At 64.4% G+C, this 23,239-nt stretch carries 21 protein-coding genes; 13 read left to right on the top strand and 8 right to left on the bottom strand.

Annotated elements, in window-relative coordinates:
• A partial coding sequence (locus P0D71_RS34180; RefSeq protein ID WP_408483719.1) for a 4Fe-4S dicluster domain-containing protein occupies positions 1 to 427 on the top strand: 427 nt, incomplete at its 5' end.
• Positions 428 to 491: 64 nt separating this feature from the next.
• On the opposite strand, the gene P0D71_RS34175 is transcribed toward P0D71_RS34180, so the two are convergent.
• The 4 genes from P0D71_RS34175 to P0D71_RS34160 form a co-directional block, all read right to left on the bottom strand.
• The gene (locus tag P0D71_RS34175) at positions 492 to 1,970 is read right to left on the bottom strand and encodes a tetratricopeptide repeat protein (protein ID WP_408483718.1); all 1,479 of its coding nucleotides are present in this window, start codon (positions 1,968 to 1,970) and stop codon (positions 492 to 494) included.
• Positions 1,971 to 2,024: 54 nt separating this feature from the next.
• Positions 2,025 to 3,125 (bottom strand): chorismate synthase, encoded by a 1,101-nt coding sequence (gene aroC, locus P0D71_RS34170; protein ID WP_091792675.1) that lies wholly within the window; start codon positions 3,123 to 3,125, stop codon positions 2,025 to 2,027.
• 278 nt (positions 3,126 to 3,403) lie between these two features.
• Positions 3,404 to 5,341: an MFS transporter gene (locus P0D71_RS34165; protein ID WP_408483717.1), complete on the bottom strand. Its 1,938-nt coding sequence runs from the start codon at positions 5,339 to 5,341 to the stop codon at positions 3,404 to 3,406.
• 280 nt (positions 5,342 to 5,621) lie between these two features.
• Complete coding sequence (locus P0D71_RS34160) at positions 5,622 to 6,083, bottom strand: CBS domain-containing protein (RefSeq protein ID WP_091792673.1); 462 nt, start codon at positions 6,081 to 6,083, stop codon at positions 5,622 to 5,624.
• Positions 6,084 to 6,323: 240 nt separating this feature from the next.
• On the opposite strand from P0D71_RS34160, the gene P0D71_RS34155 reads away from it, so the two are divergent.
• From P0D71_RS34155 to P0D71_RS34145, 3 genes are all read left to right on the top strand, one after another.
• Complete coding sequence (locus P0D71_RS34155) at positions 6,324 to 7,676, top strand: O-acetylhomoserine aminocarboxypropyltransferase (protein ID WP_408483722.1); 1,353 nt, start codon at positions 6,324 to 6,326, stop codon at positions 7,674 to 7,676.
• A complete protein-coding gene (locus tag P0D71_RS34150) occupies positions 7,673 to 8,506 on the top strand; it encodes an alpha/beta fold hydrolase (protein WP_408483716.1) in 834 nt (277 codons plus the stop codon). Before P0D71_RS34155 ends, P0D71_RS34150 begins: the two co-directional genes overlap by 4 nt.
• A 178-nt stretch (positions 8,507 to 8,684) precedes the next feature.
• On the top strand, positions 8,685 to 9,005 hold the full coding sequence (locus tag P0D71_RS34145) for an Mpo1-like protein (RefSeq protein WP_012433756.1): 321 nt from the start codon (positions 8,685 to 8,687) through the stop codon (positions 9,003 to 9,005).
• Between the two features lie 97 nt (positions 9,006 to 9,102).
• On the opposite strand, the gene P0D71_RS34140 is transcribed toward P0D71_RS34145, so the two are convergent.
• Complete coding sequence (locus P0D71_RS34140) at positions 9,103 to 10,416, bottom strand: YihY family inner membrane protein (RefSeq protein ID WP_408483721.1); 1,314 nt, start codon at positions 10,414 to 10,416, stop codon at positions 9,103 to 9,105.
• 121 nt (positions 10,417 to 10,537) lie between these two features.
• On the opposite strand from P0D71_RS34140, the gene wrbA reads away from it, so the two are divergent.
• From wrbA to P0D71_RS34115, 5 genes are all read left to right on the top strand, one after another.
• Positions 10,538 to 11,140 (top strand): NAD(P)H:quinone oxidoreductase, encoded by a 603-nt coding sequence (gene wrbA, locus P0D71_RS34135; RefSeq protein ID WP_091792670.1) that lies wholly within the window; start codon positions 10,538 to 10,540, stop codon positions 11,138 to 11,140.
• Positions 11,137 to 11,586, top strand: a complete 450-nt coding sequence (locus P0D71_RS34130; protein ID WP_408483715.1) for a DUF2069 domain-containing protein — start codon at positions 11,137 to 11,139, stop codon at positions 11,584 to 11,586. Before wrbA ends, P0D71_RS34130 begins: the two co-directional genes overlap by 4 nt.
• Positions 11,587 to 11,692: 106 nt before the next feature.
• The gene (locus P0D71_RS34125; protein WP_408483714.1) at positions 11,693 to 13,111 is read left to right on the top strand and encodes an FAD-binding oxidoreductase; all 1,419 of its coding nucleotides are present in this window, start codon (positions 11,693 to 11,695) and stop codon (positions 13,109 to 13,111) included.
• A gap of 50 nt (positions 13,112 to 13,161) precedes the next feature.
• Entirely contained in the window at positions 13,162 to 13,968 is an 807-nt protein-coding gene (locus P0D71_RS34120; RefSeq protein WP_408300409.1) for a metallophosphoesterase, read from the top strand.
• A 99-nt stretch (positions 13,969 to 14,067) separates the two neighbouring features.
• Positions 14,068 to 14,790, top strand: coding sequence for an SOS response-associated peptidase (locus P0D71_RS34115; protein WP_408483713.1), 723 nt, complete (start codon positions 14,068 to 14,070; stop codon positions 14,788 to 14,790).
• A gap of 216 nt (positions 14,791 to 15,006) precedes the next feature.
• Here the strand turns inward: P0D71_RS34115 and P0D71_RS34110 are convergent, their stop codons facing one another.
• Together P0D71_RS34110 and P0D71_RS34105 are read right to left on the bottom strand one after the other, a co-directional pair.
• On the bottom strand, positions 15,007 to 15,165 hold the full coding sequence (locus tag P0D71_RS34110; RefSeq protein ID WP_177204944.1) for a hypothetical protein: 159 nt from the start codon (positions 15,163 to 15,165) through the stop codon (positions 15,007 to 15,009).
• A 216-nt stretch (positions 15,166 to 15,381) separates the two neighbouring features.
• The gene (locus tag P0D71_RS34105; RefSeq protein WP_408483712.1) at positions 15,382 to 16,320 is read right to left on the bottom strand and encodes a LysR family transcriptional regulator; all 939 of its coding nucleotides are present in this window, start codon (positions 16,318 to 16,320) and stop codon (positions 15,382 to 15,384) included.
• Positions 16,321 to 16,475: 155 nt separating this feature from the next.
• Here P0D71_RS34105 and P0D71_RS34100 point away from each other — a divergent pair, with 155 nt between their 5' ends.
• Genes P0D71_RS34100 through P0D71_RS34085 form a run of 4 tightly spaced genes read left to right on the top strand, consistent with a single transcriptional unit; the run spans position 16,476 to position 21,321 of the window.
• Positions 16,476 to 18,029: an efflux transporter outer membrane subunit gene (locus P0D71_RS34100; protein ID WP_091792665.1), complete on the top strand. Its 1,554-nt coding sequence runs from the start codon at positions 16,476 to 16,478 to the stop codon at positions 18,027 to 18,029.
• Positions 18,030 to 18,031: 2 nt separating this feature from the next.
• The gene (locus P0D71_RS34095; protein WP_408483711.1) at positions 18,032 to 20,242 is read left to right on the top strand and encodes an FUSC family protein; all 2,211 of its coding nucleotides are present in this window, start codon (positions 18,032 to 18,034) and stop codon (positions 20,240 to 20,242) included.
• Positions 20,232 to 20,432 (top strand): DUF1656 domain-containing protein, encoded by a 201-nt coding sequence (locus tag P0D71_RS34090; RefSeq protein ID WP_011489172.1) that lies wholly within the window; start codon positions 20,232 to 20,234, stop codon positions 20,430 to 20,432. The genes P0D71_RS34095 and P0D71_RS34090 overlap by 11 nt, the downstream gene beginning before the upstream one ends.
• 13 nt (positions 20,433 to 20,445) lie before the next feature.
• Positions 20,446 to 21,321 (top strand): efflux RND transporter periplasmic adaptor subunit, encoded by an 876-nt coding sequence (locus tag P0D71_RS34085; RefSeq protein WP_091792663.1) that lies wholly within the window; start codon positions 20,446 to 20,448, stop codon positions 21,319 to 21,321.
• A gap of 157 nt (positions 21,322 to 21,478) precedes the next feature.
• Here P0D71_RS34085 and P0D71_RS34080 read toward each other — a convergent pair whose 3' ends face one another.
• Positions 21,479 to 23,155 carry a methyl-accepting chemotaxis protein gene (locus P0D71_RS34080; protein WP_408483710.1) on the bottom strand — a complete coding sequence of 559 codons (1,677 nt, stop codon included), beginning with the start codon at positions 23,153 to 23,155 and terminating at the stop codon, positions 21,479 to 21,481.
• Positions 23,156 to 23,239: the final 84 nt, after the last annotated feature.

Here is a 23,239-nt window from a genome sequence, read left to right as displayed (position 1 = left end):
AAAGCTGCTGGGCGGCAATGTGCCGTGGACGCTGCATCACCAGCATTCGGATCACGAGATGCTGAAACCGGCTTCGCAGTGCAAGCCGATCATGTATCCCAAGCCGGATGGCAAGCTGACGTTTGACCGGCTCTCTTCAGTGTTCATCTCGAACACGAACCACGAAGAAAACCAGCCCGCTCACCTGACACTGAAAGATCCTTCGGTGCCAGTGAACGTGAACTGGCAGACCTACGCCGGGCCGGAGTCGCGTTACTGCCCCGCAGCAGTGTATGAGTTCGTGAAGAACGACGACGGCAGCGAGCGCCTGGTGATCAACGCGCAGAACTGCGTGCACTGCAAGACCTGCGATATCAAGGACCCGACCCAGAACATCGTCTGGGTCACGCCTGAAGGTGGCGGCGGTCCGAACTACCCGAACATGTAATTCATGCTTCACCTGCCTTCGCAACGCCGGATTCTTAATGACGGCGCTGTGAAGGCAGAACCAGTCAGCTCCACCCCACCGCTTCAATCCGCCCCCGCACTTTCGCCACGACCGGCGCCCAGTCGCCAACGCGCGGTTGTCGAACCAGTTCAATCGAATCGTACCAGGCCGTCACCGGCGACTCATCGCCCCAGAACCACGCGGAAACGTGATCGATCATCAGGCAGGTCGGCACACCGAGCGCCCCCGCCAGATGCGCGGGCCCGCTATCGATCGTGACGACCAGATCCAGATTCGCCAGCAACGCAGCGACATCGTCAAAGCCGGACTGAAAATGATGCGTCAGATCGACGACGTCGAGACCCTTGGCGCGCCACTGTGCAACCGTCTCTCCGCGCCCCGGCGACAAAGCAAAATAGCTCACGTCCGGCACGTTCAACAGAGGTTCGATTTGCTCGACGGGCACTGAACGCCGCATGTCGCGGATATGGTCCGGATTGCCGTTCCACACCAGCCCGACCTTGCGACTGCCGCGCCGCGCCGCCGTGTGCGCTTCGACTCGTTCGCGCCACGCCTGCTCACGCGCAGGGTCAGCGCTCAGATACGGTGCGCCCCATCCCGTTGCGCCGAAAATGCCGAGCCGCAGCGGCAGGCTCATCAGTCCGCAGTGAAAATCGGGCTGCGTTTCCAGACTCGTTTCGAGCGGCAAATCCACTGGCAACATGCGTTCGAACAAATGCCGCAACGGACCGTCGTGACCGAAAATCACCCGCCCGCCCTCGCGTCGCGCCCGTTCGGCCAGCATTGGCAGAAAGCGCACTGCCCAGAGACAGTCGCCATTGCCCTGCTCGCCATAAACCACTAACCTCTTGCCGGCAAGCGATTCACCCTGCCAGGGCGCGCTGATCGCGGCGAGCGCCTGCTGTGCGTTGTTCAGTTCGCTGCCAGCAAACACGACGCGCGATTCGTAATGCGTCCAACCCTCCGCAAATCGCCCGCTGCGGATCTCGAGTTCCGATAGATCGAACAACGCATGGGCGTTCTGCGGCGAGAGCATCAGGACTTGCCGTAGCAACGCCTCGGCCTCGGCGAAGCGTGCCTGCTCCTTGATACACAACGCCAGCTTATGCAGCGCGACTGGATTGCCGGGCACGACGCGCACGGCTTCGCGCAACAGCGCCTCGGCGGTGGCGAAGTCGTCGCGCTGCTGCACGGCCGCTGCGCGCCAGATCAGCGCGTTGGCGTCTTCGGCATGGTGCGAGAGCAGCAGCCCGGTGGCGGAGTCGACCAGCGCCCAATCGCGCAGCACGAAGGCGGTCTGCGCAATCGTATGCAGCAGCGTGGGTTCGCAGGAAGAATCGAGTTGGTATGCGCGCACCAGCGCAGCAAGCGCCTCGCGCTGACTCGCCTTGTCGCCCCCGGCGTGTTGCAGCAGCGCCTGGCCGAACGTGAAGCAGTCGCCGGCCGCGGCGTTGGGCGCGGCGGCACGCGCGCGTAGATCCGCGAGACGGCTTGCTGCCGGCTCGGCGCTGAAATCAGTCATGAGAGACGACACTGCCCGCGTAGAACCAATACAGATACGCTCGACGCAGACGCGTTACGGCGCGCTCGCCGCGATCTTCGGCGTGCTGACGGACACGTCGCCGCATTGCGCGCGATGGCGCAGCGCATGATCGATCAGCACCAGCGCGAGCATCGATTCGGCGATCGGCGTGGCGCGAATCCCGACGCACGGGTCATGCCGCCCGAACGTTTCGACGACAACCGGTTGCCCCGCCTTGTCGATCGAGCGGCGCGGCGTGCGAATGCTCGAAGTCGGCTTGATCGCAATCGACACCGTGATGTCCTGCCCGGTCGAAATGCCGCCGAGCACGCCGCCCGCGTGATTGCCGACGAAGCCCTCCGGCGTCAATTCGTCGCCATGCACCGAGCCGCGCTGCGCGACGCTCGCAAAGCCCGCGCCGATCTCGACGCCCTTCACCGCGTTGATGCCCATCATGGCGTGCGCAATGTCGGCGTCGAGACGGTCGAACAGCGGCTCGCCGAGACCGACCGGCACGCCGGACGCCACGACGTTGATGCGCGCGCCGATCGAGTCGCCATCTTTGCGCAGCGCGTCCATATACGCCTCAAGTTGCGGCACGATCTCCGCATTGGGCACGAAGAACGGGTTCTCGCGCACCTGCGCCCAGTCAACGAACGGCACGTCGATTTCACCGAGCGCGGCCATATAGCCGCGAATCTCGGTGCCGAACTTCTCGCGCAGCCACTTCTTGGCGACCGCGCCCGCGGCCACCGTGGGCGCCGTGAGGCGAGCCGACGAACGGCCACCGCCGCGATAGTCGCGGATGCCGTATTTCTGCCAGTAGGTGTAGTCGGCGTGGCCCGGCCGGAAGGTATCGGCAATGTTGCCGTAGTCTTTGCTGCGCTGGTCCGTGTTGCGGATCAGGAGCGCGATCGGCGCGCCGGTGGTCTGGCCTTCGAACACGCCCGACAGGATCTCGACCTTGTCTTCTTCCTGACGCTGCGTGACGTGCCGCGACGTGCCGGGCTTGCGACGGTCGAGTTCCAGTTGAATGTCGGCTTCGTTGAGCGCCATGCCCGGCGGGCAGCCGTCGATCACGCAGCCGATAGCGGGACCGTGCGATTCGCCGAAGGTCGTGACAGTGAAAAGCGTACCGAGCGTGTTGCCGGACATGGGCGTCGTCCAAAGAAATGCGGGGAAAGCGCTATTATGCCAGCCCCGTGGCAAGCGGACCGCGTCGTGCAACCGTTCTGGCCGATCGGCCAGGGTACGCCTCGCCCGCTGCGTCGCTCGCCTTGTCGGCACACACCTTGGGCGCGACTGGGGATTCATCCGCGATACCGCGTGCCGATTAGCCGTTCACCCAACTAGGCGGCGCGCAAACGCCGCCATGCGGAAATGTCTGCTTCGGGAGCGCGCACCGCCTGGCCGGCAAGCAGTGCCTGTTCCTACTACTTCCGCGCCCCGCGCAATTCGGTGACGATCTGCTGCAGGTTCTCCGGCGTCGCCTGTGCCGGATCGAGCGGCTCACCCACTGCCAGCGTCAGGCGGCTCATGACGCCCTTCTGGATCGGCCGCGGCCAGCGCGCGTCGTCCGCGCGCGAAAACACGCTACCCCACAATCCGCGCAGCGCCATGGGGATGACCGGCGCCGGCGTGCGCCGGATGATCTCGGTCACGCCATGCCGGAACGGATTCATCTCGCCGGTTTTGGTGAGCTTGCCTTCCGGAAAGATGCAAACCAGATCACCCTCGGCCAGCGCCTGCGCGCAGCGCTCGTAGGCTCGCGTCAATAACTGCGCGTCCTGATGCGCCGGCGCGATCGGAATCGCTTTCGCGTGACGGAACACCCAGCCGGCGAACGGCGCCCTGAAGATCTGATGGTCCATCACGAAACGGATCGGGCGCGGACTCTCGGCCATGATGACGATCGCGTCCACGAAGCTCACGTGGTTGCACACGAGTACGGCCGCGCCTTCTTCCGGAATCCGCTCGGCATGCACGAGGCGAATCCGGTAGAACGTGTGCACCAGCACCCACGCGATAAAGCGCAGCAGAAACTCGGGCACGAGCGAATAGATGTAGGTCGCCACCACGATGTTCAGCAGCGCGGTGACGAGAAAAATCGCCGGAATGCCGAAGCCTGCCGCGGTCAACGCCATGGCCATCAGCGACGAAACGATCATGAACAGCGAATTCAGAATGTTGTTCGCGGCAATGATTCGCGCCCGGTGGCTCGGCTGGCTGCGGCTCTGGATCAGCGCATACAGCGGTACGCTGTAAAGGCCGCCGAACATGGCGAGCAGGAAGAGATCAGCCAGCACGCGCCAGTGGGCGGGCCGCACGATGAACTCACCGACGCTCAACAGATGGCCCGCGGGCGGCAGCGCATGGCTCGCGAAAAACAGATCGATCGCGAACACGCTCATGCCGATCGAGCCGAGCGGCACGAGGCCGATTTCGATACGCCGCTTCGAGAGTTTTTCGCACATCAGCGAGCCGAGGCCAATGCCGATCGAAAACGTGCCGAGCAGCACGGTCACCACGTCTGGATCGGCGGACAGCACGTTTTTCGCAAAACTGAAAAACGACGACAGGAAGATCGCGCCCACGAACCACAGCCAGGAGATCCCCAGCAGGCTCAAAAACACGGTACGGTTTTCGCGCGCCAGCTTCAGGTTGCGCCACGTCTCGCTGACCGGATTCCAGTTGATGCGCAGATCGGCTTGCGGCGCCGGCGTGAGCGGCACGAAGCTCGACACCACGCGCCCCACCAGCGCGATCGTGACGCAGGCGCCGGCCAGCACCACCGCGCCGTGCTCGACGAAACCGGCGCCCACCCCGCCGACAATCGTACCGATCAGAATCGCCACGAAGGTGCCCATTTCGACCATGCCGTTGCCGCCGACCAGCTCCGAACTCGACAGATGCTGCGGCAGGTATGAGTATTTGACCGGGCCGAACACGGTCGAATGGACGCCCATCAGAAATGTGCACAGGTACAGAAGCGGCGCGCTATGGAGCCAGAAACCCGCGCCGCCGATCAGCATCACCACGATTTCGAAACTCTTGACGAAACGCGTGAGCATTGCCTTGTCGTACTTGTCGGCAATCTGCCCGGAGGTGGCCGATAGCAGCACGAACGGCAGGATGAAGATGGCCGAAATCAGGAACGCCGCCGTTTTCGGATCGACGCCCGAAAAGCGCGCCGCCTGGTAGGTGACGAGCGACGTGAAGCCGATCTTGAAGACGTTGTCGTTCATCGCGCCGAGGAACTGGGTCCAGAAAAACGGTGCGAAACGGCGCTCCCCGAGCAGCCGGAACTGGGAGTCGTGACCCTCGGGTCGACGGGCGGCGCGGCGGGCAGCAGGTAACGGACGATCGCTCATGAAGTTCGGCAAGCAGGCTGGAGAGCAACAAAGATGAAAGCACCATGCGCGCAACCCGGCGCGGGCAGTTCGCCGGGCAGCACGTAGCGCCGGCCCGGCGGCCGAATAGGCGCACTCGCGCCCGCCTCGGCGGCGAGCCAGCTGGAGAGCCGGATAGACAAGGCTGGACATGCAGCCAAGCCCTGCGCCGGACACAAAAAAAGCGCGCGCTTTCGCGCGCGCCTTGACCGCCACTTCGCGCTCACGGCAACGACAGAACGTCGCAGTGAGTCGCCGCGCATTAACGCGCCGGCTGCTGTTCCGGCTGTTCTTCCGGCCAGTCGCGGATATAGGCCTTGAGCATGCGGTTTTCGAAGCCCTGCTCTTCCACCACCGCCTTGGCGACGTCGTAGAACGAGATCACGCCCATCAGCGTGCGGCTCTCCAGCACCGGCAGATAACGCACGTGATGCTCGAGCATCATGCGGCGAACTTCGTTGACGTCCGTTTCAGGCGTGCAGGTGAGCGGATGGTCGTCCATGACCTTGCGGATCGTGGAGGTGCCGACGCTGCCGCCGTTCTTGCTCAGCGTCGAAATAATTTCGCGGAAAGTCAGCATGCCGACGAGATCGCCATATTCCATCACAACCAGCGAGCCGATGTCGTGCTCCGCCATGGTATTGACTGCGTCGTGCAGCGTGGTATCCGGCGTAACCGTGAAAAGGGTGTTGCCTTTGACTTTGAGGATGTCGCTGACTCGCATGATCTGTCTCCCGTAATGCCCGCTAAGCTCGTAATACATCAATGATTTTCGATCCTAGCGGAAAGACCCATAAAAGGAAAGCGGCCCGCCCACCAAGGCGCACCGGCCATTCACCTGGTCGAGCCCGGCTCGCCTCGGCTGTGCGCATCGGGAAAACCGCGCTTGAAGCGCGGCGCGCCGGTGATAGGATGACGGCCACTTTCACCTTTCGCGAGGCCGTTCGTGGCCTCGCCGCCCACGATGTCCGCCAACCGTTTCGACACGCTTGCGCTGCACGCCGGCGCCGCTCCTGACCCGACCACTGGCGCGCGCGCCACGCCGATCTACCAGACTACCTCGTTTTCGTTCCGCGATTCGAACCACGCCGCGGCGCTCTTCAATATGGAGCGCGCGGGTCACGTCTATTCGCGCATCTCGAATCCGACCGTTGCCGTGTTCGAGGAACGCGTGGCCGCGCTGGAAAACGGCGCGGGCGCGATCGGCACGGCGAGCGGCCAGGCGGCCTTGCATCTGGCCATCGCCACGCTGATGGGCGCAGGCTCGCATATCGTTGCCTCCAGCGCGCTGTACGGCGGCTCGCACAATCTGCTGCACTACACGTTGCGGCGCTTCGGCATCGAGACGACCTTCGTCAAACCGGGCGATCTCGACGCGTGGCGAGCCGCGCTGCGCCCGAATACGCGACTGCTGTTCGGCGAAACGCTCGGCAATCCGGGGCTCGACGTGCTCGATATCGCGGCCGTCGCGCAGATCGCGCATGAGCATCACGTGCCGCTGCTGGTCGACTCGACCTTTACCACGCCGTACCTGCTCAAGCCCTTCGAGCACGGCGCGGACTTCGTTTATCACTCAGCCACCAAATTCCTCGGTGGCCATGGCACGACGATCGGCGGCGTGCTGGTGGACGGCGGCACGTTCGACTTCGAAGCCTCCGGGCGTTTCCCCGAATTCACCGAGCCTTACGACGGCTTTCACGGCATGGTGTTCACCGAGGAAAGCACCGTCGCTCCGTTCCTCTTGCGTGCGCGCCGCGAGGGTCTGCGCGACTTCGGCGCATGCCTGCATCCGCAGGCTGCGTGGCAACTGCTGCAAGGCATCGAAACACTGCCTTTGCGGATGGAGCGGCACGTTGCCAACACGCGCCGGGTGGTCGAATTCCTCGCCGGTCACGCCGCGGTCGAAACCGTCGCCTATCCGGAATTGCCGACGCACCCCGACCACGCGCTCGCGAGGCGCTTGCTGCCACGCGGTGCCGGCGCCGTGTTCAGCTTCAATCTGCGCGGCGACCGCGCCGCCGGACGCAGCTTCATCGAAGCGCTCTCGCTGTTCTCGCATCTCGCGAACGTGGGCGACGCGCGCTCACTGGTCATCCATCCCGCATCGACCACGCACTTTCGCATGGACGCCGCCGCGCTCGCCGCAGCCGGCATCGCCGAAGGCACGATCCGCCTCTCGATCGGACTCGAAGATCCCGACGATCTGATCGACGACCTCAAGCGCGCGCTGAAGGCGTCGCAAAAAGCGAGCAGTTCGAGCGCGCCGCAAGGCGGCGCATCCGGCGCAACCGCCCAACCCCGCCCGGAGTCCGCATGATCCTCACCGTTCAAGGCAAGCCCGTCTATGCGTACACCGGCGGCAAAGCGTTCGACGCGCACCTGCCAACCGCCGTATTCATCCACGGCGCCGAGCATGATCACAGCGTATGGGCGCTGCAAACCCGCTACTTCGCGCATCACGGTTTCGGCGTGCTGGCCGTGGATTTGCCCGGCCACTGCCGCAGCAGCGGGCCGGCCCTGACCACCGTGCCGGCCATGGCTGAATGGCTGGCCGCGCTGCTCGACGCCGCAGGTGTGCAACGCGCCTTCGTAGCCGGCCACAGCATGGGCTCGCTGATCGCGCTCGACTTCGCCGGCCGCTATCCCGAGCGGGCAACGCACCTCGCCCTGCTCGCCACGGCGGTGCCGATGACCGTCTCCGATGCGCTGCTCGACGCCGCTCTGAACCGTGAACCCGAAGCGATCGGCATGGTCAACGCGTGGTCGCATTCGACCATTGCGGCCAAGCCTTCCTGCCCGGGCCCCGGCTTCTGGTTGCACGGCATGAACCAGCGACTCATGGAGCGCGTCTCGGCGCGCGGTGAACCGCACCTGTTCCATACCGACTTCACCGCGTGCAATAGTTACGCGGACGGCCTCGCCCGTGCCGGGCAGGTGCGCTGCGCCACGCGCCTGATCGTGGGGCGGCGTGACGCGATGACGCCGCCGCGCGCAGCCAGGGCGCTCGCGGGCGCGCTGGAGCAAACAGGTGCACCGGTCGACACGGTCACGCTCGAAGCCGGCCACGCGTTGATGACCGAGCAACCCGACGCCACGCTAGACGCCCTCTTCAGCTTCGCGACCAGAACTCCTCACACGGTTCGATGAACGTTGCGAGCCATCACGATAACTGCGCCGGGAGCGCTGCGCCATTGGCCGAATGGCCAGGTTGCGCGCATGGCCCGATAGCCGCACAATGGATCAAGCCTGTCCTGTTTCGGGCGCGTGTGTCCGGCATGCCGGCGCACGCCGGAGCATCGAGAAGCGTAGCAATCCGGAGGCCGTGATGGCTCAAACCGCGCACACCGATCACTTCGCGAGTTTCGCGGAGTTCTATCCGTACTATCTGAGCGAGCATCGCAATACGGTCTCGCGGCGGCTGCACTTCGTGGGATCGCTCGGCGTGATCGGCTGTCTTGCCATGGCGCTCGCCACCGGCGACTGGCTCTGGCTGCCCGCTGCCGTGATCTGCGGATACGGCTTCGCCTGGGTCGGGCATTTCTTCTTCGAGAAAAATCGGCCGGCTACCTTCCGGCATCCGCTTTACAGCCTGATGGGTGATTGGGTGATGTTCAAGGACATCTGCGTCGGCAAGATTTCGTTGTAGCGAAGCGCTAGCTTTCCCACTGCTTCGAAGTTTCCGCTGCGGCCGCCTTTCGCGGTATCAAGCGCTCGCACGCTGCCTCAACCCGCCTCGTCCGGCATCACGCCGCATGCTGCGGCATGGAAGGCGCGCCAGATTCGTCCTCCGCAGCGCGCGCGGCACGGTCGGCTGCTCGCGCGGCAAGTAAGGCGGCGAGCGTCACTTTCAGCTTGTCGTTTTCGAGCGCCGCCAGCAGCATTTCTCCGTCCACACGCGTGGACGCCAGTTCGAGCTGATATCCGAGTTCCGCGCGGTCGATTACGAACAGTCCGAACAGGCGCTCGACAGTGATTTGCGCCGGATTCGCCAGCAGCAGGAAATGCGGACGCGAGCCGTCCTCCTGCAAGCGCGCGATCCACTCGATCTCTTCGAGCTTTTCCAGCAGGTTGAGCGTGGTGTCCATATCGCGGCGAAGCATGCGTGAAAGTTCGGGCACCGTATAGCCGCGCTTGCCGGCGTCGCGTGCTTCCGAGAGGCGCGCGAGCAGTTCGAGCGAGTCGAACAGATTGCTGCCTTCGAAGGTGGGCCGGTGAAACTGCCCAATGCGAATGGCCGGCAACGCGGACGCGATCATCGCGCCCGCCAGCGTGATGAACCAGCACAGGTACATCCACAGCAGAAACAGCGGCACGGCCGCAAATGCGCCATACACCGCGGTGTAGGTTGGAATGCGCCGCACGTAATAACCGAAGCCGCGCTTCGCAAGCTCGAAAGCGATCGCGGCAGTCACACCGCCGATCACCGCGTCGCGCCATTCCACGCGGCAATTCGGCAGGTACACGTAGAGAATCGTGAATGCGACCGCGGTCAGCGGCAGCGCGGCGCCCGCGAGCGCCCACTCGATGACCGGTGTCATGCGCTGGGCCGCCGTGAAGGTCATGGATTGCGTGAACAGGTACGATGAAATCGACAGGCTCACGCCGATCAGGATCGGGCCGAGCGTGATGATCGCCCAGTACACCAGAATGCGCTGCGCGATTGGCCGCGCCTTGCGCACGCGCCAGATCACGTTGAACGCGGACTCGACCGTCATCATCGTCATCACGGCGGTGACGAACAGAAAAATCATACCGATGGTGGTGAGACCCTTCGCCTTCGAAGCAAACTGATTCAGATAATTGAATATCTGACTGTTGAGCTGCGCGGGCATCAGATGATCGGCAAGAAAAATCTGCAGCGACATCTGGAAGGAAGCAAAGATCGGAAACGCAGTGAACAACGCGAACGCGACGGTCGCGAGCGGCACGAGCGAAAGCATGGTGGTGAACGTGAGACTGCCGGCCACCTGCGGAATGCGGTCTTCGCTGCTGCGCTGCGCGGCAAACTGCGCGAGGCGTTTGAGCGTGTCGAGATCGAAACGCACCCTGGACAACAAACCCACCTCCCTCGTTTCCTTTGCTGGTGTTTCAGGACCGCGCGCGAGACCTGGCCGAACGGCTATGTGTGGCCTGTGGAGCGGACCCAACCCCTATAATACCTGTTCACCGATGAGGCCTATGAAAGACATTCTCGTGCTCTATTACAGCCGTCACGGCGCCACGCGCGAACTCGCGCTGGCGATCGCGCACGGCGTCGACAGCGTTCCCGGCATGCAGGCGCGCGTGCGTACCGTGCCGGCGGTGTCCACCGTCTGTGAAGCGACCCAGCCCGACATTCCCGCCGAAGGGCCGCCCTTCGTCGAACTGCGTGACCTCGAAGAATGCGCCGGCCTCGCGCTCGGTTCGCCTACCCGCTTCGGCAACATGGCCGCGTCGCTCAAATACTTTCTCGACGGCACCACGCCGCAGTGGCTTTCCGGCGCCCTCTCCGGCAAGCCCGCCTGCGTGTTCACTTCCACCGGCAGTCTGCACGGCGGTCAGGAATCCACGCTGCTCTCCATGATGCTGCCGCTTCTGCATCACGGCATGCTGATCGTCGGCATTCCGTACACCGAGAGCGCGCTGAGCACCACGCAAACCGGCGGCACGCCTTACGGCGCGTCGCATTTCGCGCGTGCGGGCAGCGCCGAACACGGCATCTCCGCGGACGAAAAGACGCTCGCCATCGCGCTCGGCGCTCGCGTCGCGCGCACGGCGGCATCCATGAGCGAAAGGCCGTGAACGAGCCGAACGCCCAACCGGCTGTCGACCCGGCAACGCGCGCGCCGAGCGCCACACACGCAGCGTCCGTGCAGCGAAATCGCGCCGCCGCGCTCGGCGCCACCACTGCACTGGCTGTGCTGATCGCGCTGTGCGTCGTGTGGGAATGGTGGCTCGCGCCGCTGCGGCCCGGCGGTTCGGCGCTCGTGCTCAAGGCCGTGCCGTTGCTGGTCGCTCTGCCGGGCGTCTGGCGGCAGCGGCTTTACACGCTGCAATGGGCTTCGATGTTGATCCTGCTGTATTTTGCCGAAGGCGTGGTGCGCGGCTGGAGCGACCGCGAGCTGAGCGCCGGTCTCGGCTGGCTGGAGGCCGTGCTCTCCGTGGTCTTTTTCGTTTGCGCGCTGGCCTATGTCGCGCCGTTCAAACGCGCGGCAAAACGGGCTGCGAAACAGGCCGCAACAGGCTAAAAAAACAGGCGGCGAAACAAGCCAACACGACCATCTGACCAGAACGCCGCGACATTTCTCCCGAACACGCTGACCGACCAAGCCCGAACACGCTGACCGACCCAACATGACCCAAACCGCTTTTCTCGCCGCCTGCCGCGACACCATCGGCGCCGCGCAGGTGCTGACCGATCCGCACGACACCGCCCCGTACCTGACCGACTGGCGGCGCCGCTACACCGGCGCGGCATGCGCGGTGCTCTGCCCGGCCACGCCTGACGAAGTCGCGGCACTCGTGAAGCTCGCCGTCGAGCATCGCATCGCGCTAGTCCCGCAAGGGGGCAACACGGGCCTCGCCGGCGGCGCCACGCCGGACGCAGGCGGCGCGCAAGCGGTTATCAGCTTGCGGCGTCTGAACCGGGTGCGCGACATCGATCCGCACAACAACACGATCACGGTGGAAGCCGGCGTCATCCTCGCGGAAGTGCAGAAACATGCCGAAGAAGCCGGCCGTCTGTTTCCGTTGAGCCTCGCCGCCGAAGGCAGTTGCACGATCGGCGGCAATCTCGCCACCAATGCGGGCGGCACCGGCGTGCTCCGCTATGGCAACACGCGCGAACTGTGTCTCGGCCTCGAAGTCGTCACCCCGCAGGGCGAACTGTGGGACGGCCTGCGCGGACTGCGCAAGGACAACACCGGCTACGATCTGCGCGACCTGTTCATCGGCGCGGAAGGCACACTCGGCATCATCACCGCTGCCGTGCTGAAGTTGCATCCACAACCAGCCGCGCGCGTCACGGCGCTCGCCGCGCTCGCGTCGCCGCACGCCGCGCTCGATTTTCTCTCACTCACGCAGCGCGTCGCCGGGCCGCTCCTGACCGGTTTCGAATTGATGTCGGATTTCTGCCTGCGTCTGGTCGGCCGGCATTTCGAGCAGATGCGCTATCCGTTCGCCGAGCCGCACGCGCAGGTCGTGCTGCTCGAACTGTCGGACAGCGAAAGCGAGGAGCACGCACGCGAACTGTTCGAGCGTTTAATGGAAACGGCGCTGGAAGAAGGCCTGGTGCAGGACGCGGTGGTCGCGGAAAACCTCAGCCAGTCGCGGGCGTTCTGGAACCTGCGTGAACACATTCCGCTCGCCCAGGCCGAAGAAGGGCTGAACATCAAGCACGATATCGCGGTGCCGATCTCGCGCATCGGCCACTTCATCGAGGAAACCGACGCCGCGATCGCGCAGGCCGTGCCCGGCGCGCGCATGGTGACATTCGGCCATCTCGGCGACGGCAATCTGCACTACAACGTGCAGGCGCCCGAGGGCGTCGACGCCAAGGCGTTCCTCAAACAGTACCAAGGCCCGATCAACCAGATCGTCTACGACAGCGTGCATCGGCATCGCGGCAGCATCAGCGCGGAACACGGGCTCGGCCAGTTGAAGATCGACGAGGCGATGCATTACAAGCAGGACGTCGAGGTGCAGTTGATGCGTGCCGTCAAGCGCGCGCTCGATCCGCTGAATCTGATGAATCCGGGCAAGGTGCTACGCTAGCGTCTGAAGCTGCGCGTTCCCTTGCGGAGCCCCTTGCAGGAGTCGTGGTCGTGAAGATTCGAGTGCTGTCCGATCTGCATCTGGAAAATGACGAGCCCGAGTTGATCCCGCATGCGCAGGCGGATCTGATCGTGCTGGCGGGCGACATCCACAATCACGCGGCCGGACCGCGCTGGGCCGCGCAAACTTTCGACGGCGCCGTGCCGGTGGTCTACGTGCCGGGCAATCACGAGTACTACGACGGCGAGTTCGGCGCGCTCGAAGCCGCGCTCCACGACGCGGCCGCGCAGGTCGACAATGTGCACGTGCTGAACAACGCCGCGCTGGTCGACCCGCAAGGCCAGTGGCGCGTGCTCGGCACGACCTTGTGGACCGACTTCGCCTTATACGGAAACGACGCCGATACGCTCGCGGAGTCGATCGGCGCGTCGCGGCGGGTCATGCTCGATTTTCGCGGGCTGATCCAGATGAACTGGCCGCACGACACCCACGATGCAACGCGCGACTTCACACCCGACGATTCGCTCGCGCTGCACCGGCAGGCGCGGGCCTGGCTCGAAGGCGAACTCGCCAAACCGTTCGGCGGCAAGACGATCGTCGTCACGCATCATGCGCCGCATCGGCTGAGTCTGGCCGAACGTTACGCGGAAGACCGCGTGTCGGCGGGCTTCGTCAATCACTTGCCGGATCTCGTGGGGCCGCCGGTCGCGTTATGGATTCATGGGCACACGCATACGCCGTTCGACTACAGCGTGAACGGCACGCGCGTGGTGTGCAATCCGCGCGGGTATCTCGACCGGCGCACCGGGCTGCTGGAGAATCCGCTGTTTGCGTGGGATAAGGTCGTTGAGATTTAGCGGCATCTGAATAGCGCGCCTGTGCGGCAGGCGCTACGCTAGTGAAGTTATCGAACCGCAGCGGTCGCAACCCAGGCTGGTCGTCTCCGGAGGTCGCTCATGTGTGGTCGAATCAGCCAGTACCGCGATCCGCATTTCTACGCCGAGCACCTCGGTCTCGCCGATCCACTCATGCTTTTCGACGCCGCCGACCGGCGTCCCGGCTACAACCTCGCTCCAGGCACACACCCGCTCACGGTGTACCCGGATCAGACGGTGCGCGCAATCCACTGGGGATATCGTCCCGACTGGGCACGCGAACAGCATTTGCCGCAGACCATCAACGCGCGCGCGGACGCCGCGCCGAACGGGCGCTACTTCAAGGAACTGTGGAAGACCGGGCGCGTATTGGTGCCTGCGGACGGCTGGTTCGAATGGCGCGTGGAAACCACGCCTGTGACAGCCATCGCGCAGAGCAAGGACAGAGCGGACGAACCGCCGATCCGCCAGCCCTACTACGTGCATCTTAAAAGCGATGCCCCCATGTATCTCGCGGCGCTGTCGAGCGTGCGCGGCACGGAACCACAAACGGAAGGCAGGGGAATGGTGATAGTGACGGCCATCGCCGATACGGGTCTCGTCGATGTGCACGATCGCCGTCCGCTGGCATTCGCATCGGAAGCGGCCCGCCGCTGGCTGGATCCCGCTTTGCCGCTCGACGAACTCGAGCAATTGACACGCAGCGCGGGCATGGCCGCCGGGCGCTTCCGCTGGCACCGGGTGAGCCACGAGGTGGACCGCACGCTCAATGACGAACCGGGTCTGATCGCGGCAATAAACTGAAAACCGGTGCCTGACGTAAGCCCAAACATGAGCCCGAACCGCAAAGCAGCATGAGCCAACGGCGCGATCGCCGCACTTAACCCGATATAAGCCAGGAAAGGAGCAAGAAGCAAGCAAGAAGCGAGCAACAAGCGCGGACGACCCACGCACGCCGAACCAAACTGCGCGCCGCCGCCCGAATACACGGCGCCTGCTAGACAGGCGCCTCGGCGAGACTCAACGGTCGCGCCGCTGTGCCTTCAGATCCGGGCGCTCGACCTTGATCGGCACCAGTTGCGGCTGCTGCTCGCGCAGCCGGCGCAGCAAATCGCGCGAAGCGGCAATCCCGATCAAGCCAATCATGACGGCCACGCCGATCATCAGATGCGTATCCATGAGTCCCTCGTGCTTCTGTTATTGCAATATTGCCGAACCGCGGCGAATTGAGCGCCCCCGGTCTAATACCGCAGCGCATGAACGACACGTTAGCAAATCGATCGGGCGGCGAAAGTAAGGAAATGTTGCGGCGCGGCACTTATGTAACAGGCGGTCACTGCACCGCCCGCCGCCCGGTCAACCGTTCAAGGATTGCCAAAAGACGCGCGCCTTATCTCAGGCGCGCGCGAATTCGCGCAATTCCGCCTGATCCGCAGCCAGCGTGGCAGGCAGTTCATCTCGCAGGAACTCGACCCACGTACGGATCTTGGCGTCCAGATACTGCCGGGACGGGTACAACGCGTACAGATTCATCTCCTGCGACGTGTATTCCGGCAGCAACCACACCAGTTCGCCACTTCGCAAACCGCTGATCGCCGAGTAGATCGGAATCAGCCCGACGCCCATGCCGCTCGACACGGCCACCGCCATGGCTTCGGCCACGTTCACCTGGAAGGTGGTCGGGCCGAGGGCGATGGTTTCCTCGCCGTTCGGGCCGTCGAAGGTCCATTTGTCGGTCGGGAAAACCGGCGTGACCATTTGCAGACACGTGTGACGCACCAGGTCCGCGGGCGTTTGCGGCACACCGCGCCGCTCCAGATAGGCAGGCGACGCGCACGCGATGCTGAACGCGCTGCCGATGCGTTGCGACACCAGCCCCGAGTCCGGCAGACCGGTGGCGAGCGTGAGCGACACGTCGAAACCTTCGTCAAGCAGATCGGGCATGCGCTGCGCGAGCGTCAGTTCGATCTGCACCTCCGGATAGCGCTCCTGGTAGCGGCCTACGGCCGGCACCACGTAGTGCTGGCCGAAACTCGTCATTGCGTGGACCTTGAGTTTGCCGGACGGGCGGGCGTGGGCGTCGCTCGCCTCGGCTTCCGCCTGATCCACGTACGCGAGGATCTGCTCGCAGCGCTGCAGGTAGCGCTCGCCGGCCTCGGTCAGCGCGATGCGGCGCGTCGTGCGGTTCAACAGGCGCGTGCGCAGGTGCGCTTCCAGATCGGATACCGCGCGCGACGCATATGCGGTGGTCGTGTTCAGATGCTGCGCGGCGCCCGTAAAGCTGCCCGCTTCGACGACGCGGACAAATACGCGCATGTTTTGAAGCGTATCCATAACTTTCCCTTGTGATCGGAAGCGATTGTTACACGATTCGCAAAGGCGATTGTCTCATATCGCGTAAAAATGCCTTGCATCTTTACCGGTTATTCCGCAATTGATCAAAAAATATAATGACGCACATGCTTCTATAGTCATTTCTGGAGGAAATCGTGCAGTCTCCGGTACCGAAAGGGATCGCCGCAGCCGCGGTTCTTACGATCCTATTAACAATCGCCGGCTGTGCCAGTACCGGAGGCGTCGCGCCGCAAGCGAGCGGAGTCCAGCCCGCTTCGCTCGACGCGGGCAACGCGATCCGCGCCGCCAATGCGGACGCCCAATGGCCGGCCGTCGACTGGTGGCGCGCCTATAACGATCCGCAACTCAACGAGTGGATCGACGCCGCGCAAGCGGGCAACCCGAGCCTCGCGGCCGCCCAGGCACGCGTGCGCGAAGCCATGTCGATGGCGGGTGTCGCCCGTGCGGCGTTGTCGCCGCAAGTCAACGGCAGCCTGTCGATCCAGCGCCAGAAGTGGGCGGACAACCTGTACTACGGTCCCGGCCCGCTCGCGGGCGAGCAATCGTGGAACAACACCGGCACGCTCGGCCTGTCGTATCACCTCGATATCTGGGGCAAGGACAAGAACGCCGCCGAGCGCGCGCTCGACGCCGCCCACGCGAGCTCAGCCGATGCCCGCGCCGCCCAGCTCGAGCTGGAAAACAACGTGGTGCGCACGTACATCGAGATGTCGCTGAACTACGCGCTCCTCGACATCGCCAAGTCCACCTTGCAGCAACAGCAGCAGATCGTGGACCTGGCTAGCCGGCGCCTGAAAGGCGGCATCGGCACGCAGCTGGAAGTGAGCCAGGCCGAAACGCCGTTGCCCGAATACGAACGCCAGATCGACGAAATCGAAGAAAAGATCGCGCTTGGCCGCAATCAGCTGGCCGCGCTGGCCGGCAAAGGTCCGGGCGCGGGTGATTCGATCCAGCGTCCGACGCTTTCGCTGAACGCGCCGGCCGGCCTGCCGAGCGCCCTACCCGCCGACCTGATCGGCCACCGGCCGGACGTGGTCGCGGCGCGCTGGACGGTCGCGGCGCAAGCACGCGGCATCGACGTGGCCAAGGCCGACTTCTATCCGGACATCAACCTGCTGGCGTCGATCGGCGGATATGCGGCAATGGGGCCGCTGTTCCAGTTTCTAAAGAACCCGTCGCATAGCTGGAGCGCGGGGCCCGCGCTGTCGCTGCCGATTCTCGACGGCGGCCGCCTGCGTTCGCAACTCGGCGCAGCCTCGGCGAGCTATGACGAAGCCGTCGACCGTTACAACCAGTCGATTGTCGGCGCGCTCAAGGACATTTCCGATCAGGTGATCCGGATCCGCTCGCTCGCGACCCAGGCCGACGACGCCGACCGTTCAGTCGCGACCGCCCGCAAGAACTACGATCTGTCGCGCGAAGGTTATCGGCGCGGCCTGACCGACTACCTGAACGTGTTGATCGCCCAAAACCAGTTGCTGCACGCACAGGAAGGCGTGGCCAGGATCCAGGCCGAACGGCTCGGCGCGCATGCGTCACTGGTCACGGCATTGGGCGGCGGGCTTGACGACCCGGCCAACGGTCCGCTAGCGAAAGAAACGCTGCCGGCGCATGGCAAGGGCAAGACGGTCGCGCCCGGTTCGACCGCCAGCGCCGAGCCGGCCAAACCCGCCAGGTCGGGAAGCTGATCATGTCCGCTTCTCCTTTTTCCGCGCCGCGTCCGGCGTCGTTTGCAGCGTATTACGCGGCCGCCGCCGACTGGGCGCGTAACGACGGTCTGACGTGGATCTATCTGCTCAAAGCGCTCGCCGCCTGCTTCCTCGCGCTCGGCGTCGCGATGAAGCTCGACCTGCCGCAGCCGCGCACGGCAATGACCACCGTGTTCATCGTGATGCAGCCGCAAAGCGGCATGGTGTTCGCAAAGAGCTTCTACCGGATCTGCGGCACGCTCGTCGGTCTCGTCGTGATGCTCGCGCTGATCGGTCTGTTCGCGCAGCAGCCGGAACTGTTCATTGTCACGACCGCGATCTGGGTCGGCATCTGCACGGCGGGCGCCGCGCGCAACCGCAACTTCAGGTCGTACGGTTTCGTGCTGGCGGGCTACACCGCCGCGCTGATCGGCATTCCCGCTTCGCAGCACCCGGACGGCGCGTTTCTGAGCGCGCTCACGCGAGTGGCCGAAGTGGTGGTCGGCATTATCTGCGCGGGTGCCGTGAGTGGCCTCGTGTTTCCGCAGTTCGCCGGCTTGCAGATGCGCGGCACCGTGCGCGCGCGTTTCTCGGCCTTCGTCGAGTATGTGTCGGCGTCGCTCGCCGGCCACAATGACCGCGCGCAGATCGAAGCGACCAATGCGCGCTTTGTCGCCGACATCGTCGGCTTCGAAGCGGCGCGCAGCGTGGCCGTGTTCGAGGGTCCCGACTCGCGCATGCGCGGCGGCCGCCTCGCCCGTCTGAACAGTGAGTTCATGACCGCCTCGACGCGCTTTCACGCGCTGCATCAGCTGATGAACCGCTTGCGCGACGCGAACACCAGCGGCGCGGCGATCGCTGTCGATGCGCTCGAGCCGTACTTCCGGGAAATCGCCCCGCTGCTCGCGAAATCCGGTGAACCCGTGCTGAGCGCCGCCGACGCCGTTCACGCCGCCGCGCAACTCGAGGCCTTCAAAGCCGAGTTGCCCAAGCGCGTGCGCGCGACGCGAGCGGGACTGGAAGCGCATCCCGACGCCCCGCTGCTCGATTTCGACACCGGCGCCGAACTGCTGTATCGCTTTATCGATGACCTGCACGCCTATGCGGCCACGTACGCGTCGCTCTCCGTCGATACGCACGAGCGCGAGCGCTGGGTCGAACGTTACGAACCGAAAACGAACGCGATTGCGGCAAGCGTCTCGGGCGTGCGCGCCGCCATCGTGATGATGGTGCTCGGCGCGTTCTGGATCGCGACCGCGTGGCCGAGCGGTTCGACCCTGACGCTGAACGCCGCGGCGGTGTGCGCGCTGGCGTCGTCGTCGCCGAATCCGAAACGCACCGCGTTCCAGATGGCCGCCGGCACGCTGGTCGCCACGGTGATGGGAATGATCGCGGTGTTCGGCGTGTTTCCGCACATCGACGGCTTCCCGCTGCTGTGCGCCGCGCTCGCGCCTTTCCTGCTGCTCGGCGTGTTCATGACCACACGGCCCGCGCTGGCCGGCTATGGCGTCGGCTACTGCATCTTCTTCTGTTTCCTCGCCGGCCCGGACAACGTGATTCACTACGACCCGAGCAGCTTCATGAACGACGCGATGGCGCTCGTGCTGTCGATGCTGGTGGCCTCGATCGCGTTCGCGGTGTTGCTGCCGCCCTCCACTCCGTGGCTGCGCAACCGCCTGCTGATGGATTTGCGCCGCCAGGTGGTGCTGGCGAGCCGCGCGGGCATGCGCCGGGTGCGCTCGCGCTTCGAGAGCGGCGCGCGCGATCTGATGTTCCAGATCAACGCGCTCGCGCAACACGAGCCCGAGCTTAAACGCGATACGTTGCGCTGGCTCTTCTCGGTGCTCGAAGTGGGCAACGCGGTGATCGACTTGCGCCGCGAACTGGCCACGCTGCCCGCCGACGCGCGTTATGCGCCGTCGATGCCGTGGCGCGCCTCGCTGCGCACCATGCGCGACGCGCTGGCCGCGCTATTCGAGCGGCCGCGTGAAGACCGCTTCGACCGCGCGCTCGCCGCGACCACCGACGCTATCACCGCGCTTCAGCAGATGCTGGTCGCTTTCGCGCCGCCGCGTGAAGAGCGGCACCAGCTGCAACGCATTTTGAGTCAACTGCATTTCATTCGTACCGCGCTGCTCGATCCGCAATCGCCGCTTGAATCGTTGATGAGCGGACGTGCCGGCGCGTCAGAAGGAGTTCGTCATGCCACGTGATATCGCCGTTCTGGACGCGTACATCCCGGCCATCGTGTTGCTGTTCATCGCAGGCGCCGCGCTTACGTGGGTGCTGGACCGCGTGATCGCCCATACGGGCCTGTATCGCGTGGTGTGGCATCCGTCCTTGTTCCGAGCCAGCTTGCTCGTGTGTGTTTGCGGCGTGCTGGGTCTCGCCGTTTATCGTTGATCAGAGTCGAAACATGACCATCCGAAATATTGTGGGCTTCGTCGCGACAGCCGTTATTTTTATCGTCGCGATTTTGATTGGACGCGTGCTGTGGGTTCATTACATGGATGAACCCTGGACACGCGACGGTCGCGTGCGCGCCGAGATCGTGAATATCGCACCGGATGTTTCCGGGGCGATCGTCGATCTGCCGGTGAAGGACAATCAGCTCGTGAAGAAAGGCGACCTGTTGATGCAGATCGACCCGTCGCACTATGCGCTCGCGGTTGAACAGGCGCAGGCCGCGGTTGCCGCGCGAAAGGCCGAGTTGCAGATGAGGCGCGATGACGCGCAACGGCGTGCCGATATGGATGCGCTGGTCGTGTCGAAAGAGAACCGCGAGAACGCGACTCACACTGCTTCGGCTGCCGAGGCGTCTTATCAGCAGGCTTTGGCCACGCTCGACGCGGCCAAGCTGAATCTCGAGCGCACGCGGGTCGTGTCACCGGTCGACGGGTATGTCACGAATCTGAGCGTGTTCCGCGGCGATTATGCGACGGTGGGTTCCGCGAAGCTGGCGATTGTCGATAGCCATTCGTTCTGGGTGTACGGGTACTTCGAGGAAACCAAGCTTCCGCATGTGCGCGTTGGCGACAAGGCTGAAGTCCGGTTGATGAGCGGTGGCACGCTGCAGGGGCACGTCGAGAGTATTTCTCGCGGCATTTATGATCGGGACAATCCTGAGAGCCGTGAACTGCTTGCCGATGTGAATCCGACTTTCAACTGGGTACGGTTGGCGCAGCGCGTGCCCGTGCGGGTGAAGATCGATTCGGTGCCCGACAATGTCGTGCTGGCGGCGGGGATTACCTGTACGGTTGTGGTTACGCCCGGGAGTGGTAAGGCAAGCTAATTTTTGCTTGCGTGCTTTTGGGTATGTTTCGGGAATGTCGTGGTTGGTTAGCGAGCGCTTCACCAACGCACGCGGGTAAATCCACCAGCCGCCTCGCACGCAAAAGTGCGGACGGGTTCCGGGTCGCGATCCTCTACGAGGATCGCTTCACCCGCGCTCACAACCTGAACTTACCCACCATCACCTTCAGCCCGCGTGCCTGATCATCCAGCGACCTGGCAGCCGCGGTAGCCTGCTCCACCAACGCCGCATTCTGCTGCGTCCCGGCATCCATCTGCGTGACCGCGAGGTTGATCTCCTCGATCCCCGCGCTCTGCTCGGACGAAGCCGCCGAGATTTCACCCATGATGTCGGTCACACGCTTCGCCGCCTTGACGACCTCGTCCATGGTCTGCCCGGCGTCCTGGGCAAGCGTCGAGCCATTGCTCACCCGCTCGACCGACGTACTGATCAAACCTTTGATCTCCTTGGCGGCCGCCGCACTACGCTGAGCCAGATTACGCACTTCCGCGGCGACCACGGAAAATCCGCGCCCTTCCTCACCGGCACGCGCTGCCTCGACGGCCGCGTTCAACGCAAGAATATTGGTCTGAAACGCGATCCCCTCGATCACGCCGATGATGTCGCCAATACTGCGCGCGCTATCGTTGATCTCGTTCATTGTCGCGACCACGCGGCTCACCACCTCGCCGCCCTTCTCCGCGATCTCCGACGCGTTGTTGGCGAGCGTGCTCGCCTGCTTCGCATTGTCGGCATTCTGGCGCACCGTCGAAGTCAATTGCTCCATGCTGGTCGCCGTGCGTTCGAGCGCCATCGCCTGTTGCTCGGTACGCTGCGACAAATCCAGGTTGCCCATCGAAATCTCGCCCGATGCCGTCGCGATCGCGTCCGCGCTCGAGGCGATGTCGGCGACCGTCGTCGCGAGGCCGCTTTGCATGTCGTTCAGCGCGAACAGCATGCTCGACTTGTCCTTGCGGCCGAGCGCGATATCGACGGACAGATCGCCCGCCGCGATCCGGCTGGCGATTTCCTTCGCGTACGCCGGCTCGCCGCCGAGCTGACCGGCAAGGCGTCGCACCACCCACTCGCTGATACCGAACGCGAGCACGATCAGGCCGAGCGTCGCCAACGCGATCATCACGAACGACGAATGGTAAATAAAGCTCGATGCCTCGATGGTCGCCTTCGCTGCGGTGCCGCGCTGCGCGACGAGTTCATCGACGAGTTTTTCGAGCTTGCCGGTTTCGACCAGCAGCGACACGTCCTGCGTGCCGACCTGCCAGTTCATTTGCGACAGGTCGAGCGGCTGCGCTTTCACGAGCGTCACGAAGTCGCGCAGATGGCCGCTCCACGCCGTCACGGCGGCGGCAAATTTCTTCTGCTGGTCGACCGCCTTCGCGTCGGAAGTATCGACGTACTGTTGCAGCGTGCCGAGTTGCGAAGCGAGACCGCTCAGGCCCGTTTCGATATCGGCGCCGAGATCGTCGCGCTCTTTCGCGGTGGTCGCGGTGAGCAGCATTTTCTGCGCGCGGCTCGCGCGCAGCATGTAGCCGCGTGCCTCTTCGGCCGCACGGCTGGCAACGTGCCCCTGATCGTAGATGGATTGTGCCGATGCATTCAGGCGGCTGATCTGGGTCAGCGAAAACACGCCGATCAGCAGCGTACCGATTAGCAGCACGGCAAACGCGAGGCGCAGCATTGCCTTCACCGACAAACCCTTGAGCCTGACCGCCCGCGAGCGGCTGCGCTCGCCCTGTGGCGGCGTTTTGCCAGCCGCTTCTCCCTCCGGTACGAATCCCGCGCCCGTCTGGCTACCCAGCGAAACTGCTTTCATATTCCCCGTCCCCACGTGTAGAACTGCCGGAAAGGTCGGTTCCGGCATTGCTGCTCATCTCTCCGGGTCAACGGCATAAACGTC

The sequence above is a fragment of the Paraburkholderia sp. RL17-383-BIF-A genome (assembly GCF_046028015.1).
Classification (GTDB): Bacteria; Pseudomonadota; Gammaproteobacteria; order Burkholderiales; family Burkholderiaceae; genus Paraburkholderia.
Note: the sequence above shows the minus strand (reverse complement) of the source record. Positions and strands in the feature narration are given on the sequence as shown.

What these genes read in the sequence shown, in the direction of transcription:
- P0D71_RS34175 (WP_408483718.1), bottom strand. Translation starts at nt 1,970, where the DNA reads ATGACTGATTTCAGCGCCGAGCCGGCAGCAAGCCGTCTCGCGGATCTA.
- aroC (WP_091792675.1), bottom strand. Translation starts at nt 3,125, where the DNA reads ATGTCCGGCAACACGCTCGGTACGCTTTTCACTGTCACGACCTTCGGC.
- P0D71_RS34165 (WP_408483717.1), bottom strand. Translation starts at nt 5,341, where the DNA reads ATGAGCGATCGTCCGTTACCTGCTGCCCGCCGCGCCGCCCGTCGACCC.
- P0D71_RS34160 (WP_091792673.1), bottom strand. Translation starts at nt 6,083, where the DNA reads ATGCGAGTCAGCGACATCCTCAAAGTCAAAGGCAACACCCTTTTCACG.
- P0D71_RS34155 (WP_408483722.1), top strand. Translation starts at nt 6,324, where the DNA reads ATGTCCGCCAACCGTTTCGACACGCTTGCGCTGCACGCCGGCGCCGCT.
- P0D71_RS34150 (WP_408483716.1), top strand. Translation starts at nt 7,673, where the DNA reads ATGATCCTCACCGTTCAAGGCAAGCCCGTCTATGCGTACACCGGCGGC.
- P0D71_RS34145 (WP_012433756.1), top strand. Translation starts at nt 8,685, where the DNA reads ATGGCTCAAACCGCGCACACCGATCACTTCGCGAGTTTCGCGGAGTTC.
- wrbA (WP_091792670.1), top strand. Translation starts at nt 10,538, where the DNA reads ATGAAAGACATTCTCGTGCTCTATTACAGCCGTCACGGCGCCACGCGC.
- P0D71_RS34125 (WP_408483714.1), top strand. Translation starts at nt 11,693, where the DNA reads ATGACCCAAACCGCTTTTCTCGCCGCCTGCCGCGACACCATCGGCGCC.
- P0D71_RS34115 (WP_408483713.1), top strand. Translation starts at nt 14,068, where the DNA reads ATGTGTGGTCGAATCAGCCAGTACCGCGATCCGCATTTCTACGCCGAG.
- P0D71_RS34110 (WP_177204944.1), bottom strand. Translation starts at nt 15,165, where the DNA reads ATGGATACGCATCTGATGATCGGCGTGGCCGTCATGATTGGCTTGATC.
- P0D71_RS34105 (WP_408483712.1), bottom strand. Translation starts at nt 16,320, where the DNA reads ATGGATACGCTTCAAAACATGCGCGTATTTGTCCGCGTCGTCGAAGCG.
- P0D71_RS34095 (WP_408483711.1), top strand. Translation starts at nt 18,032, where the DNA reads ATGTCCGCTTCTCCTTTTTCCGCGCCGCGTCCGGCGTCGTTTGCAGCG.
- P0D71_RS34090 (WP_011489172.1), top strand. Translation starts at nt 20,232, where the DNA reads ATGCCACGTGATATCGCCGTTCTGGACGCGTACATCCCGGCCATCGTG.
- P0D71_RS34085 (WP_091792663.1), top strand. Translation starts at nt 20,446, where the DNA reads ATGACCATCCGAAATATTGTGGGCTTCGTCGCGACAGCCGTTATTTTT.
- P0D71_RS34080 (WP_408483710.1), bottom strand. Translation starts at nt 23,155, where the DNA reads ATGAAAGCAGTTTCGCTGGGTAGCCAGACGGGCGCGGGATTCGTACCG.